15 protein-coding genes are annotated in these 14860 nt (G+C 68.0%); 9 read left to right on the forward strand and 6 right to left on the reverse strand.

The window, feature by feature from the left end:
- Positions 1-19: 19 nt before the first annotated feature.
- On the forward strand, positions 20-919 hold the full coding sequence (locus C3E87_RS08590; RefSeq protein ID WP_198928256.1) for a beta-propeller fold lactonase family protein: 900 nt from the start codon (positions 20-22) through the stop codon (positions 917-919).
- Complete coding sequence (locus tag C3E87_RS08595; protein ID WP_198928257.1) at positions 916-1212, forward strand: YncE family protein; 297 nt, start codon at positions 916-918, stop codon at positions 1210-1212. Before C3E87_RS08590 ends, C3E87_RS08595 begins: the two co-directional genes overlap by 4 nt.
- A 99-nt stretch (positions 1213-1311) precedes the next feature.
- Here C3E87_RS08595 and C3E87_RS08600 read toward each other — a convergent pair whose 3' ends face one another.
- The 3 genes from C3E87_RS08600 to C3E87_RS08610 form a co-directional block, all read right to left on the reverse strand.
- Positions 1312-1743 (reverse strand): hypothetical protein, encoded by a 432-nt coding sequence (locus C3E87_RS08600; protein WP_076061686.1) that lies wholly within the window; start codon positions 1741-1743, stop codon positions 1312-1314.
- 9 nt (positions 1744-1752) lie between these two features.
- Complete coding sequence (locus C3E87_RS08605; RefSeq protein WP_076061689.1) at positions 1753-1965, reverse strand: hypothetical protein; 213 nt, start codon at positions 1963-1965, stop codon at positions 1753-1755.
- Positions 1966-2079: 114 nt separating this feature from the next.
- Complete coding sequence (locus tag C3E87_RS08610; RefSeq protein ID WP_198928258.1) at positions 2080-2931, reverse strand: prolipoprotein diacylglyceryl transferase; 852 nt, start codon at positions 2929-2931, stop codon at positions 2080-2082.
- Positions 2932-3143: 212 nt separating this feature from the next.
- On the opposite strand from C3E87_RS08610, the gene C3E87_RS08615 reads away from it, so the two are divergent.
- From C3E87_RS08615 to C3E87_RS08645, 7 genes are all read left to right on the forward strand, one after another.
- Positions 3144-5933 carry a heavy metal translocating P-type ATPase gene (locus tag C3E87_RS08615; protein WP_076061692.1) on the forward strand — a complete coding sequence of 930 codons (2790 nt, stop codon included), beginning with the start codon at positions 3144-3146 and terminating at the stop codon, positions 5931-5933.
- A 22-nt stretch (positions 5934-5955) separates the two neighbouring features.
- Positions 5956-6252: a metal-sensitive transcriptional regulator gene (locus tag C3E87_RS08620; RefSeq protein WP_233120764.1), complete on the forward strand. Its 297-nt coding sequence runs from the start codon at positions 5956-5958 to the stop codon at positions 6250-6252.
- A gap of 150 nt (positions 6253-6402) precedes the next feature.
- Positions 6403-7512, forward strand: coding sequence for a type II glyceraldehyde-3-phosphate dehydrogenase (locus C3E87_RS08625; protein WP_076061697.1), 1110 nt, complete (start codon positions 6403-6405; stop codon positions 7510-7512).
- Complete coding sequence (locus C3E87_RS08630; protein ID WP_076061700.1) at positions 7509-9977, forward strand: cation-translocating P-type ATPase; 2469 nt, start codon at positions 7509-7511, stop codon at positions 9975-9977. The genes C3E87_RS08625 and C3E87_RS08630 overlap by 4 nt, the downstream gene beginning before the upstream one ends.
- A gap of 10 nt (positions 9978-9987) precedes the next feature.
- Positions 9988-10911 carry a DMT family transporter gene (locus C3E87_RS08635; RefSeq protein WP_233120765.1) on the forward strand — a complete coding sequence of 308 codons (924 nt, stop codon included), beginning with the start codon at positions 9988-9990 and terminating at the stop codon, positions 10909-10911.
- Positions 10912-11637: 726 nt separating this feature from the next.
- On the forward strand, positions 11638-11898 hold the full coding sequence (locus C3E87_RS08640) for a hypothetical protein (RefSeq protein WP_076061705.1): 261 nt from the start codon (positions 11638-11640) through the stop codon (positions 11896-11898).
- A gap of 201 nt (positions 11899-12099) precedes the next feature.
- Positions 12100-12699: a DUF305 domain-containing protein gene (locus C3E87_RS08645; RefSeq protein ID WP_076061707.1), complete on the forward strand. Its 600-nt coding sequence runs from the start codon at positions 12100-12102 to the stop codon at positions 12697-12699.
- A gap of 156 nt (positions 12700-12855) precedes the next feature.
- Here C3E87_RS08645 and C3E87_RS08650 read toward each other — a convergent pair whose 3' ends face one another.
- Genes C3E87_RS08650 through C3E87_RS08660 form a run of 3 tightly spaced genes read right to left on the reverse strand, consistent with a single transcriptional unit; the run spans position 12856 to position 14775 of the window.
- Complete coding sequence (locus C3E87_RS08650; protein WP_076061709.1) at positions 12856-13494, reverse strand: peroxiredoxin; 639 nt, start codon at positions 13492-13494, stop codon at positions 12856-12858.
- On the reverse strand, positions 13491-14468 hold the full coding sequence (locus C3E87_RS08655) for a cytochrome c biogenesis CcdA family protein (RefSeq protein WP_076061711.1): 978 nt from the start codon (positions 14466-14468) through the stop codon (positions 13491-13493). Before C3E87_RS08655 ends, C3E87_RS08650 begins: the two co-directional genes overlap by 4 nt.
- 1 nt (position 14469) lies before the next feature.
- Positions 14470-14775 carry a glutaredoxin gene (locus C3E87_RS08660; RefSeq protein ID WP_198928259.1) on the reverse strand — a complete coding sequence of 102 codons (306 nt, stop codon included), beginning with the start codon at positions 14773-14775 and terminating at the stop codon, positions 14470-14472.
- Positions 14776-14860: the final 85 nt, after the last annotated feature.

The raw sequence follows: 14860 nt of genomic DNA on the forward strand, positions 1-14860 counted from the left end.
AAGAACAAGGAGAAAGTCAGTGATTCGCACCACCAAACGGAGCTGGCGCAGACCAGCGACCCTCACCGTCCTCGCCACTGTGGCCCTGGCGTTGAGCGCCTGCGGCCAAGGCGAGGGCACCGACCCGAACCCCGGCACGACAACACCGGGGCGAGCGGCGACAGACGATGGCGCAACCGTGGCGACTGAGGATGCAACCGCCTCGGGGTCGACGCCGGAGATCGCGTCCGTCGACGGCACCGTATGGGTCGCCAACGAGGACGGGGACTCGCTCAGCGCGCTGGACGCCGCCACCGGCGAGGTCGTCACGACCGTGACAGGAATCGAGAGCCCGCACAACGTGCAGGTGAGCCCCGATGGCAGCACCGTTTGGGCCATCAGCGGACACAACAACGCACTCGTGGCCCTGGATGCGGAGACCTACGAACTGCGGGGGACGGCACCCACCGGCACGAGTCCCGCACACGTGATCGTCACACCGGACGGCGAGACTGTGTATGTCACCAACGCCGGCGACGACACAATGAGCGTCTACGAGGCGGACTCGCTCGAGTTGCGTGCCACCATCGACCTGAGCGCCGGCCCGCACGGGCTGCGGGCCAGTCCCGACGGGTCAACCGTGGTCGTCGCCAACACCACGGCCGGCGCGATCGACGTCGTCGATACTGCTACGAACGCGGTGGCCGCCAGTATCCCCGTGGGCGACTCGCCACCTCAGGTGGCGGTCAGCGCCGACGGAAGATATGTCTACGTGACCCTCATCGGGTCCAGCTCGGTGGTGAAGGTCGACCTCGCGGAACAACAGGTCATCGGATCGGTTGCGGTCCCGGCCCCCCGGTGCAGCTTTACCTCACTGCCGACGGGACGCGGCTGCTCTCGGCGGACCAAGGTACCGACGACACTCCCGGCACCACCGTGACCGAGATCGACCCCGAGTCCATGACCGTCGAGTCCACCGTGCAAGCCGGGTCCGGGCCGCACGGTGTCGTCATCGAGCCCACGGGGCAGCGAGCCTGGGTCACCAACCTCTACGACGACACGGTCTCGGTCATCGACCTCACCGCGAAGGCCACCATGGCGACGGTGACCGTGGGCGACAAGCCCAACGGGATCAGCTACAGCCCGCTGCCGCCGGCCCCCGGGCCGGGCACCGTCGAGATCAGCGTGCCGGAATACGCTACCGCGACCGGAGGCGGCCACGACGAGCACTGACGGATCCCCGATCGCGCGTTAGCTCGGGCAACGTGGACCGCACCCCCAGCCATTCGCCGGGGGTGCGGTTCGCTTGTGTTGGAGTGCCCGAAGGGCTGATCACTCGTGGTGACCGTCGTGTTCCTCCTCTGCTGGCGTCGCTGCAGGTGCCGGGGCGTCAGGCTCATCCCCGCTCCCGGGGTCAGGGTTGAACAGGGGGCCGAGGACGAGCGTGGAGAAGAGGAACAACGTCGAGAAGATCACGACACCGATCGCGGGCGCCTTCCAGGTGGCGAAGCGTCGGTGGATGCGGCGGAGGAGGGGAATGCTCAACAGCAACCCCGCCACGTACAACACCGCGTTGCCCAGGAACCCCGTCAGGATCGCTGCACCGGCCAGGAACCCGACGTGGTGCAACACGTGGGGAGCGAGCCCCATGAGCGCGCCGACGGTGGCGCGGGCTCCGGCCCAGATCGTGCCGAGGAGACTGCGCGCGCCACCACCTGCGGGCTCAGCCGGAGCCATCACTTCCACGGCGGTTTCGACCATCATGGGTGTGTCCTAGCTGTTGTGGTGGGCGTCCCAGCCCGCGAACCCCTGATGCATGACGCCAGGGTTGTGGGTGCCGCTGAAGCCCGTCTCGGAGGCGTGCATCCGGACGTGCTCGGCGAAGTGGCGCCCGCTGGGCTCCCCGGCGCCCGCCGGCACAGCGGTCACGGCGAGCAGTGCGGCAGCCGCTGCGACGAGGGCGGCGATCCTCTTCGTGGGGGTCATGTGGGGTCTCCTTTTGTCGGGCGGCGGCACAAGAGCCACCACGACCACTTTCCCGCCGGCAGGTATAGATTCGGTGAAGCCTCGACCCGGCTTCCGTCAAGGATCGGCGGCGCGTCAAGCCCGGGGTGTCGTGGACGCGGCGACGACAGGCTCGTCGGGCGCGGCCTGCGCCGGCTCCTCGTGCGGTGGGGTGTGCCCGTGCCTGGCCTCCCGAACGATCAAAGCGGTGCCGACGAGGATGCTGACGATGCCGAACACTTGCGCCTCGGTGAGGCCAAGCAGGATGGGGTTGTTGATCCGGACGATCTCGACAATAAGCCTCGCCGCTCCACTCAGGACGAGGTAGGCGCCGAACACGGTGAGCGGGCCGACGCGGCGTCCCAACGCCCACAAGATGCCCGCGATCAAGAACGCCCCGACCGCCTCATACAGCTGGGCGGGGTGGACCGGGACGTCGACCGGGACCGCGCCGTTGGGGAAGGCCATCCCCCACGGGAGGTCCGTAGGTTTGCCGTAGGTGCCGTCGCCCGCAAGGAAACAGCCGATCCGGCCGATGCCGTAGGCCGCCGACAACGGTGCCGCCATCGCCCCGGCGACCTTCGGCAGCGACAGCTGGTGTCGCCGGGTCATGACGACCACCGCGATCGTCCCGCCGATCAGGCCGCCGTACCAGACGAAGCCGGAACCGCCGAGCATGTGCCAGGACAGGTGCTGGAAATTGGCGATGAGGAAGTACACCTTGGCGCCGACGAAGCCCCAGAGAGTGGCCCACAGCGCGATCGAGTGGCCCACCTCTTTGTCGTAGCCGACCCGCTGGAAAGAACGGCCCAGAAGGTACGCGCCCACCAGGAGCGCGAGCGCCTTGCTGAGTCCATAGGACTGGACCCCCACACCGAACACCGAAAACAGCTCAGGCCACACAGTCGACTCCCGTCGTCGAATCACGAGGGCGCACAGCTGCGCCATCGACTCCACGCTGTCCGACCGGCGTCAAGCGCCTGCCCGGAATCGGCAAAGATTCCGTCAAGATCGACCTGCGCGGCCTGAACCCTCCGGACCCAGTGCACGGATCTTGATCGAACCTTGATCGGATGCCGTTGCGATTCGCATACTCCAGCCATAGTCTCGGTCCATACCCGTACCCCCCTAGGGTATGGATTCTCGAGTGAGGTGGCGTGATGGTTTGGGTTGTTCTGGTCGGCGCGGTAGTGCTGACTGCATTGCTTGTGTGGTTCTTCTTCGGTCCCAAGAAGGCTGGGAGCGTGCGCGTCGAGGACGGGGTGCAGGTGGTGGAGGTCACCGTCGATGGTGGCTACAGTCCCGGCGTGATCGAGGGGGTCCGTCCCGGCATGCCGGTGCGGATCCTGTTCGACCGCAAGGAGGGGGGTGAGTGCACATCGCGGGTGGTGATGCCCGACTTCAAGATCAACGCTAGCCTGCCGGCATTCCGGACCACGGCGGTGGAGTTTACCCCGGAGGCTGCCGGCGAATACCGGTTCGCCTGTGGGATGAACATGGTCTCGGGCCTCATCCGGGTCGCCGGTGCTGTGCCGGAGACTCCACCTGCCCTCGCACAGCCCGACGCAGCGGCATCGGAAGCGGCCACGCCGGGCACCGTGGCGAACGCGTCGCCGCTCGTCGCCGACGATGACGATGAGGAGTCGGAGCGGGCCGCCGAGATCCGGGATTTGACCCGGCGCGTCTCCATCGGCGCGTTGCTCACTCTACCCGTCCTCGTCGCGGTGATGGGTGTCGAACTGTTCGGAGTGACCTGGGTTCCGGAGTTCCTGATGAACCCTTGGCTGCAGCTGGCGCTGATCGCGCCGGTGATGTTGTGGTCCGGTTGGCCGATCCACCGCGTCGGGTGGCGGGCGCTGTCGCACCGCACCGCCGACATGAACTCGCTGATCACACTCGGCACGGTGGCGGCATTCGGCTACAGCCTGGTGGTGACGTTCGCGCCGCAGATCCTCCCTCCGGAGTTGCAGCAGGTGTACTACGAGGCCGTCGGCGTGATCATCACCCTCATCCTGCTGGGCCGCCTGCTGGAGACGAAGGCGAAGGCGGGCACGGGCGAGGCGATCCGCAAGCTCATCGGTCTCCAGCCGCGCACCGCCCGGGTCCTGCGCCTCGGCACTGAGGTGGAGATCCCGATCGAGGAGGTTGAGGTCGGCGATGTGGTGCTCATTCGGCCCGGCGAGAAGATCCCCGTCGACGGCGAGGTGATCTCCGGGACGTCGGCCGTCGACGAGTCCATGGTGACCGGGGAGTCGATCCCGGTGACCAAGACCGTGGGCGATCCGGTGATCGGCGCGACGATCAACTCCACCGGCGCGCTGCGCTACCAGGCCACCCGCGTCGGGGCCGACACGATGCTCGCCCAGATCATCAAGCTGGTCCGCGAGGCACAGGGTTCGAAGGCCCCCATCCAGCGGCTGGTGGACAAGGTCTCCAGCTACTTCGTCCCCGTCGTCATCATCATCGCCGTCTGGACGCTGGCGATCTGGCTCCTGGTCGGCCCCCCGCCCGCGTTCGTGTTCGCGCTCGTCGCCGCGGTCTCGGTGCTGATCATCGCCTGCCCCTGCGCGCTCGGCCTGGCAACTCCGATGTCGATCACTGTCGGCACCGGCAAGGGCGCCGAGCACGGCATCCTGATCCGATCCGCCGAGGCACTTGAAACCGCGCACAAGCTCGACGCCATCATCCTCGACAAGACCGGCACCATCACCAAGGGCATTCCCATCCTCACCGACGTCGCCGCTGCCGGTGGCCACGACGAAAACCAGCTGCTCGGCTGGGTCGCCGCCGTGGAGAAGAGCTCCGAGCACCCACTCGCCGCAGCGATCGTCGCCGGCGCCGTCGAGCGCGGCATCACGGTGCTCGACACCGACGACTTCGACTCGATCACCGGGCAAGGCGTGCGCGGCCGGGTCGACGGACACGACATCCTCGTCGGCAACCGCCGGTTGCTCGCCGCAGGCGGAGTGATCGACGAGGCACTGCTCCCCCTGCACGACGCGCTCGCCGCCGACGGCAAGACCCCGATGCTGGTCGCGGTCGACGGCCGCGCCGCCGGGGTGGTAGCCGTCGCCGACACCATCAAGGAAGGATCCCCCGCCGCGGTCGCGGCCCTCCAAGCCCGCGGCATCGAAGTGATCATGATGACCGGCGACAACAGGGCCACGGCGGCCGCGATCGCCGCCCAGGTCGGGATCCGCCGCGTCGTCGCCGAGGTGATGCCCGAACACAAGGCCGCCGAGGTCCGCCGCCTCCAGGAGGAGGGCAAGGTCGTGGGCATGGTCGGCGACGGCATCAACGACGCCCCCGCACTGGCGCAAGCCGACGTCGGCTCCGCGATCGGCACCGGCACTGACGTGGCCATCGAATCCTCCGACATCACCCTCATCTCCGGCGCCCTCTCGGGTGTCGTCACGGCGGTGGACCTGTCCCGCGCCACGATGCGCAACATCAAACAGAACCTCGTGTTCGCGTTCCTCTACAACACCCTCGGCATCCCCATCGCGGCCGGCCTGCTGTACCCGTTCTTCGGGATCCTGCTCAGCCCGATGATCGCCGCCGGCGCCATGGCGCTCTCGTCCCTTTCCGTCGTCGCCAACGCCAACCGCCTGCGAGGCTGGACGCCCCGCCCCATCCCGGAGCCCGGCCCGACCGGGCACGCCACGACGCCCGTCGTGGAAATCGGCGGCACCGTATCCGCCACCACCACCACCACAGAAAAGGACACCACCATGTTCGGCAAGAAGAAGACCCCCACCCACATCGACCCCGTCTGCGGGATGAAGGTACAGCCCGCGAAGGCCGCCGCCACCCGCGAGCACGACGGCAACACGTTCTACTTCTGCTCCACGCACTGCGCAGCGACGTTCGACGCGGACCCCCACCGCTACGGACACCCGGAACCCGAAACGGCCCCCCACGGCCCGCACTCCGGCCACCACGACCACTAGCCGAGCGCAGAGCATGCGGGAGATGGGATCGATCGACATGGCCAGCACCGACGACAAGAACGCGCTCATCAACCGGCTCAGCCGGATCGAGGGCCAGATCCGTGGCATCTCCCGCATGGTCGATCAGGATACGTACTGCATACAGACCCTCACGCAGATCTCGGCCGCCTCCAGCGCGCTACGGTCGCTGGCACTGGTACTCATCCAGAACCACCTGCAGCACTGCCTCGCCGAGGCGGTCGAGTCCGGCGACCAAGAGCTGCAAGACGCCAAAGTCCAGGAGGCGTCCGCAGCGATCGGGCGCCTCCTGCGCAGCTGAGGAGACCGCCACCCTCCGCTTCGCCCCAGTCCTCGGCGGCAGGCGGAGAGCCCAAAGAAGAGCACGCGGAGCAACCCGCCGATCGAACCGACCGACGAGCGCCACAGATTCAGAGAAACACACGATACGAAACAAGCACTGGAGACTGATATGGAGATAAAGGTTGCCGTCAACGGCTACGGAGTGATCGGAAAGAGGGTCGCGGACGCCGTCCGGGCCATGCCGGACATGGTCCTCGTCGGGGTGGCCGACGTCGCCACGGACTGGCACGTGCGCACTGCCGTAGGGCTCGGACTCGACGTGTTCGCCGCCAACGAAGATGCGCGCACCGCGATGCAGCCGGCCGGTGTGCCCCTGGCGGGCACCCTGTCCGATCTGCTCGAACGGGTGGACGTGGTCGTTGATACCACCCCGAAGAAGATCGCCGCCACCAACGTGCCGATCTACCGCACGGCTGGGGTCAAGGCGGTCTTTCAGGGTGGGGAGTCCCACGCGACCACCGGGCACTCCTTCGTCGCCCAAGCCAACTACGCCACCGCACTCGGCCGGGACACCACGCGGGTGGTGTCGTGCAACACCACCAGCATCGTGCGCGTCCTCGGCGCGTTGCGGGACGCAGACCTCCTCGCCCGCGCCCGAGGGGTGCTCATCCGTCGGGCCACCGACCCGGGCGAGTCCCATCAGGGCGGCATCATGAACACCATGGTCCCCGAGGGCGCCATCCCGTCCCACCAGGGCCCGGACGCCCGCACAGTGCTGCCCGACCTGGACGTGGTCACCATGGCCGCGAAGGCGGCGCACACCCAGACCCACAACCATTACTGGACCCTCCAGCTGACCCGGCCCGCCAGCCGCGGGGAGGTCCTTGATGCCCTGCGTGCGGCCCCCAGAATCGCGTTCATCCGCTTGGCCGACGGCCTCACAGCCCTGAACACCACCGTCGAGCTCATGCGCGACATCGGCCGGCCCCGCGGGGACATGTGGGAGGTCGCCATGTGGGAAGACGTCCTGACGGTCGAGGGGGATGAAGCCTTCCTGACCTACCAGGTCTTCAACGAGGCCATCGTCGTCCCCGAGACCATCGACGCCATCCGCGCGCTGGCCGGCACCGTTACCGAGGGCGCCACCTCGATCGAAATGACAGACGACGCACTGGGGATGCGCCGGGAGTTCCTTCCCGCCCCAGTCTGGGAGCAGGCATCGCCGACCCGTCGACGCACGACTATTGGCCACGAAACTGGAACGGAAGACCGATCATGAAGAATCAGACCACGGTCCTGGAGGTCGGCGGCCTGCACTGGGCCACCTCCGAATCGGTGATCGAGAAGGCGTTACGCGGACTGCCCGGCGTGCTGGCCGTCGAGGCCAGCGCCGCCTCCCAGACAGCGACCGTCACCTACGACCCGGACGCGACCTCGGTGGCCCAGCTGGTCGGCTGGGTCAACGACTGCGGCTACCACTGCACTGGGCAGTCGGTGCCCGAGCACATGTGCCACCCGATGGCCGAACCCGCCCCGACCGACGGCCACGCCGGGCACGGTGCCCACGCACGGCAGGCCGACACGCATCCAGGCCCGCCGGGGCATGATGACGACCACGCCCGCCACACCGGTCCCGGTGGCGGTGCGGATGAGGTTGACCGCTCCGCGCAGGCGGTGATGGGCCACGGCGGGCACCATGGTGGCGGCTCGATGGAGGACATGGCCAGGGACATGCGCAACCGGTTCTTGGTTGCCTTGATCCTGGCGATCCCCATCACTATCTGGTCCCCGCTCGGGCGTGACGTGCTGGGGTTGAACCCGCCGCTGGCGTTCGGGCTGCGCGACGACGTCTTCACCTTGATCCTGTCGCTGCCGGTGGTGTTCTACTCGGCGTGGATCTTCTTCGACGGCGCCTTCCGGGCGCTACGGGCCAGGACGTTGGACATGATGGTCCTGGTAGCGGTCGCCGTGGGGGCCGGTTGGCTCTACAGCCTGGTGGTCACCCTCACTGGCGGTGGTGAGGTCTTCTACGAGGCGGCCACCGTGTTGACGACGTTCGTGCTGCTGGGGCACTGGCTGGAGATGCGAGCCCGGGGCGGCGCGAACGACGCAGTGCGCACGCTGCTGCAGCTGGCCCCCTCCCAAGCCGTGGTGATTCGTGACGGCCAACCCGTGGAGGTCCCCACCGCCGAGGTCGTCGTCGGCGATCTGCTGCTGGTACGGCCAGGCTCGAAGATCCCCACCGACGCAGTCGTGGAGGAGGGCGAGTCCGAGGTCGATGAGTCGATGGTGACCGGAGAGTCCATGCCGGTCGAGAAGGCGCCCGGAGCGGAGGTGATCGGCGCCTCGATCAACACCACAGGCACCTTGCGGGCACGGGCCACGAAGGTCGGCGCGGACACTGCGCTAGCGCAGATCGTGAAGATGGTCCAAGAGGCACAGAACTCCAAGGCCCCCGGGCAACGCCTCGCCGACCGGGCCGCGTTCTGGTTGGTGTTCGTCGCCCTCATCGGCGGCACCGTGACCTTCACCGTGTGGATGCTCGCCGGGGCCGGGGTCCCTGTCGCGATGCTGTTCGCGATCACCGTCGTGGTGGTCACCTGCCCCGACGCGCTGGGGCTGGCCACACCGATGGCGATCATGGTCGGCACAGGGCTCGGCGCCAAGCGGGGGGTGCTGTTCAAGAACGCCACCGCGCTGGAGGGCACGGCGAGGATCGACACGGTGGTGATGGACAAGACCGGCACCCTGACCAAGGGCGAGCCGGAGGTCACCGAAATCATCACCGCCGGCATGAGCGAGCAGGAGATGCTGGCCCTCGTCGCCGCCGTCGAACGCGAGTCTGAACACCCACTCGCCCGTGCGATCGACAACTACGCCGCCGAGCGCGGCGTGCCCGAACTGGCCGCAAGCGAGTTTCTCAACGTCCCGGGCCACGGTGCCACGGCCACGGTTGACGGGCGCCGAGTCCTGGTGGGAAACCTGCGCCTCATGATCGCGGAGAACGTCGACCTGGGGCACCTGGCCGAGCGGCGGAACGAGTTGGCCGCGTCCGGGCGCACCGCGGTGCTGGCGGCGGTGGGCGGGCGCGCGGTGGGTGTCATCGCGCTGGCCGACGCGGCTCGAGACACAGCCGCCGCGGCCGTCGCGGCCCTGCACGAGACCGGGATCGAAGTCGTCATGCTCACCGGCGACAACGAGGCCACCGCACTGCGCATCGCCGAGCAGCTCGGCATCGACACCGTCATCGCTGAGGTCCTGCCCGGGGACAAGGCCGACAAGATCGCCGAGCTCCAGCAGGCAGGGAAGTCGGTGGCGATGGTGGGTGACGGCGTCAACGATGCCCCGGCGCTGGCCAAGGCCGACATCGGCATCGCGATCGGAGCCGGCACGGATGTGGCGATCGAGACCGCCGACCTCGTCCTGATGCGCTCCGATCCTTTGGACGTCCCCATCGCGCTGCGCATCGGCAAGGGCACCGTACGGAAGGAACGCCAGAACCTGGCCTGGGCGATCGGGTACAACGCCATCGCGCTGCCCATCGCTGCAGGGGTGTTCTACCCCGCCTTCGGCCTAATGCTGCGTCCGGAGATCGCGGCCCTGACGATGTCGGGTTCCACGGTCATAGTCACGCTCAACGCCCTGCTGCTCAAGCGGCTCAGGTTGCCCGCGCAACAAACCCCGGGCGCGCCCCAGCGCGCGGTCCAAGAGCCGATCATACCGGTCCCGGCCGGGACCCGCTGACGGGGTTGGCGTGGACGTCCCTGTTGGCACCACCGCTGCGCCGGCCGGAGCGGTGGCCCGGGGACCGAAGCCGTTGCGGATGCTGTGGATCACCGCCGCCTGGGGGGCGTGCTTCGTCGTGATCGAATGGGGGCTGCGCGACGCCCCGCTGCTGTGGTACGCCGCACTGCGTGCCCTCGTGGCCGGCCTCGCCCTGCTGGCCCTGGGCTCCATCCAGCACCGCCGGCCCCCGCGCGGCGCACGTGCCTGGGGCCTGGTCACGGTCCTCGGGCTGGTCAACGTCACCCTCGCCTTCGCCACCATGTTCGCCGGGGTCGCTGGTGGCGCGACCGGCACCGCCGCGGTGCTCGCCAACGCCCAGCCCCTCCTGATCCTCCTACCGGCCTGGCGGCTCTACGGCGAGCGGCTCTCCACCCGGACGACGGCCGCCCTCGTCGTCGGCTTCGCCGGACTCGTCCTGGTCGCGGTACCCGGCGGCGGGGGTAGCGGCGCGACCTTATCGCTGCTCTCGGCGGCGGCCGTGACCGCCGGCACCCTGCTGTCCCGCCGCCTGGCCGGGCTGGACCTGGTCACGGCAACCGCGTGGCACCTACTGATCGGCGGAGCCGGGCTGGTGGTGTTGGCAGCGGCCGCGGAGGGCGCACCGGTGATCGCCTGGACCCCCCGCTTCGTCCTGTCGCTGGCGTTCCTCGCGCTGGTGGGCACCGCGGCGACCACGGTGGCGTGGTTCGCCGAGGCCCGCCACAGCCGCCTGGACACCCTGACCACTTGGACCTTCCTCACCCCCATCCTGGGCATCGTCCTGGCCGCCGCCCTGCTCGGTGAACGCCCGCGCGGGTGGACCGCGCTCGGGCTCCTCGCCGTGCTGGCGGCGATGTGGATCACCCTACGACCACCACACCCCACCACCACCGAGCCGCACAGCGCCCTCTGAAGGCGCCTCGCCTCCCGGAACCCCCACCACCACGGCGGTCCGCGCCGAAGCGGATCCTTCAACCATGGACTGGGTGGTGACCGACTCCACCACGTCGACCGATGTTAGGGAGGACGGCCGGCCGCGTCTCGTCGCTGTGACGCGGTAACAACACTCCCGGAACACCCCGTATCGCCCGTCCCGCCGTGCCCGAACGCTGCACCGGCTGCCGACGGCACCGGCTCACCCCCAACGGAGGGGCACAACGCGGCCGACCCGCCAAGTGGGCAGGCGCGGCGGGAAGGGAGAACGAGCCAGCAGGCGCAGCGAGCGCCAGTCTTGTCGCGAACTTGATCCCAGCCATACCAAGTCTCAACACCGCCGGTTGATCATGGGAACTAGCAGACGAGTTGGAGTGTGGACATGACGAACAGGAACCAGACCACCTACGGGGTACGCGGACTCACCTGCAACCGCTGCCTGGTAAGTGCGCTCGAGGCCGTCCGGGCCTTGCCCGGCATCCGGCGCGTCAAGATGAGTCTCATCCCATCCGGCGAATCACTCCTTACCGTCACGCCGGCTGACGCCGCGACCGGTTCAGAGCTGCGCGCGCGGCTGGGGAACGTGGGCTTCGAACTCACAATGAGGCACCCTGCGCAGCCCCCTCCCGCCCGACGAAGTCCTCGAGTGCGCACCGGAGCGCAACTGCGATTCTACCCCTGAACCTTCCATGAAAGGACCCACCCCATGACACACCATGGCTACCCGCACACCGACACCGCCGGTCAGCATCCTCATCCGACCGGCAGCGACGCCGAGCCCGGCCAATCCCCATCGCGCCACCGCGGGCACCACTGGCACATGCTCCTGATGTGCCTCCCCTTGGTGGCACTGGGCCTGTGGTCACTGACCCGCGGTGCGGGCGGCGGCACCCTGATCGTGGGCCTGGTCTGCATGGGCATGATGCTGTTCATGCATCGCATGCCCGGCTCCCGCCACCGCCACTGAACCGTCAAACGGAAGGGGTTCAGCAATCACCGCTCCGAGAGCACCCCTGACACATCGCCCGGACGCCTTGGCCTCCCCCCTCAGTTCGACGGACTAGCAACTGGGATGCTCCCCCACCGGGCCGCCACTTAGCGGCAGGATCCCGACCGAACCTTTCCAGGTCTAGAGTGCTGAGCGAGACGACGGGAAGGATCGCTCAGCATGTCCCCCAAACGCGACGAACGACAGAACAACGACGTCAACCACGATTCGAAATCCCACCACGAGAAGAAGATGTATCTCCGGTTCGGGGCCATGATCCTGACCGGCATGGTGGTGATGTACTTCACCATGTTCGTCGGCTCGTGGGAGTGGAGCCACATCAGGTTCAGCCAGAGCCGCATCTTCATGGCACTCACCATGGGCGGCGCGATGGGGTTGGTCATGCTCGCCTGGATGCTCAACATGTACAAGAACGCCAAGGCGAACATCATCATCGTGGTGGTGAGCCTGCTGCTGCTCGGAGGCGGTGCCATCCTCGACCGCAGTCAGATGACAGTCGACGACCAGGCCTTCATGCGCGGCATGATTCCCCACCACTCGCTCGCGATCACACGGTCGGAGCGGGCCGGGATCGAAGATGCCCGGGTCTGCGAGCTCGCCGTCGAGATCAGCGAGGCGCAACGTCGCGAGATCTTCGAGATGGACTGGCTGATCAAGGACATCGAGGAGAACGGCATCGCCGCCACCGTCGAGGAGGCCGCCGCTCGCCCCGTGCCGGGGTACGAGGAGCCAGCACAACGGAGATGTCCAGAGGGCTGAGCGCGGCGGCCTGACCGCGTCGCTGCCCCAATGATTCTCCTGTCGGTGGCCGCACAGGGCCTCTGGTGCGTCTGTGAGCGCGAGACCAGGGCGAGGTTGAGGCGGGACCGGCCTCTCGACGCTTTGCTGGCGGTCTCCGTGCAACGATAGGTGTCTTCATTTGAGGAGGTTGAGACGCCGCTCCGCCTCATCCAGGAGCGCACTCGGCTCGAGCCACATCGACGGATAATCGCCCGACCAACGCTGCACTCCTTCCGGATCGATGAGGACGAACCCGTGTCCCGGTAGACCCTCGTGCATGCCCTTACCGAGCACGTCATAGGCAGCCGAGACGGTGCCGTCGTCGAGCAGATACGGTGTGGTGACGCCGAAGTACTCCAGATCCGGGCGGATCTGTTCGGCGGTATTCATGACGATCGGCAGCACCGTGATGCCGGCCTCTTCGATCCCGGCAAACTTCTCGATTTCCCGCATCTGCGCGGTGCACGACGCGCAGCCGGCGCCTTCGTTGAAGTAGAGGATGACCGGCCCACCCCGCAATGCGCTCAGGCTGACGGTTTGGCCGTCGGTTGTTGGGAGGGTGAAGTCCGGTGCCACCACGTCGGTGGCGTTTTCCACGGGTCGCGCGGACCAGAGTCCATAGCCGGTGACACCGAGGATCACCACGAGCACCAGTGCGCCAAGGGCGCGTCGGATCGTCCGGTTGCGTTTGGCCCGCACCTGGTCCTGTTGCTGCTCAGCGCGCACGCGCGCCCGTGCGGAGAGGCCATCTGGGCGATGTTTCGTCTGCGTCATTTCGGTTCTTTCGGGGTCGCGGTGCCGGCGGGCACCTCGGTGTGGTGGCCATCGGAGTCGGTGCTGCAGCATTCGTTGCCACCTTCACCAGTGGAAGTGACCGCCTTGGGGCCAGGAGTCTTGTCCCGGAGCGTCACCAGGACGAAGACCGCGACCATGGCGAGCAGGGCGATGCCGAGTACGAATTCGGGGATCGGGGCAGTAACGACGAGCAGCCAGGCGAAGACCTCGCCCAGCCAGGCGCCCATGCCGACGAGCGGGGCGTCGGCACCGGTCATCTCGGTCGCGCCGGCCTGCGCGATGACCGCGATGCCCATGATGACGAAGCCGACGGCGACGAGCAGGTTGACGGTGTTCGTCGCGAGGGTGAAGCGGCCAAGTCGGAACCGGACGGGTCTGGCCCGGAGGGCTCCGCGCATCCCCTCGGGCCGCTTGTCCCACAGCAGCGCCATCACGAACAGCGGGATGACCATGCCGAAGACGTAGGCGAGGCCGAGGACGAGACCGCCGATCGCGGAGCCGGAGAGCGCGGACAGCGTCATCACGCCGACGAGCACCGGCGCGCAGCAACTCGACGCGATACCCGAGAACACGCCGAGGCTGAAGAACGTTGCGGTGTCGTTACGCGCGGTGTCCGGCGCCCTGAGGAACGACGGCATGGACCACATCGCCCCCGACAGCGCCAGCAGCCCGAGCCCGATCATCAGAAGTCCGCCGGCCCAGTAGAGAACGACGTGGTACTTCGCGATCGCGCCGGCGATCAAGCTCACGCCCATCGTGATCGGGACGAGGACGAGCGCGAGACCCGCGGCAAACACGAACGTCAGCGGCAGCAGCCGCCAGCGACGGTTCTTGGCGGCGGCCGCAAGGTAGCTGGGGGCAAGGAACACGATGCAGCACGGCGCGAACAACGCCACGCCGCCAGCGAGGAAAGCCGCGAGCACGCCACCGGCGCTCAGCAGGTCGGCACCCATATCAGGAGGCTTCCAACTGCTGGACGAGTCGGGCCAGCTTGCCGCGCGGCAGCCGCCCGTCGTGGAAGTAGTTGCCGTCCAAAATCATGAGGGGGAACATGCCAGGGCGGTGTTTCCCGATGAGCGCCTGCCCGTCGGAGGACTCCGCCGCGACGAGCGTGAGGGTGAGGAGGCCGCGGCTCTCAAGTACGCCGAGTCGTTCGTGGGCGTCCTCACAGAAGTGGCAGGCGGGCGCGGTGACCAGGGTCATCCGTGGTCGGGTCGTCGTCGGGCTGCCGACGAGGGCAGTCTGGAGGGTCTCGTTCACGTTGCCAGACTCTCGCCCTTGTGTTCAGACGAGATCCAACACCGGTCAAGATTCGGCCAAGAATTCCGCTACCGCACCACCAGTG

Origin of the sequence: Tessaracoccus sp. ZS01 (assembly GCF_022342445.1) — a bacterium.
In the GTDB taxonomy this organism is placed as follows: domain Bacteria; phylum Actinomycetota; class Actinomycetes; order Propionibacteriales; family Propionibacteriaceae; genus Arachnia.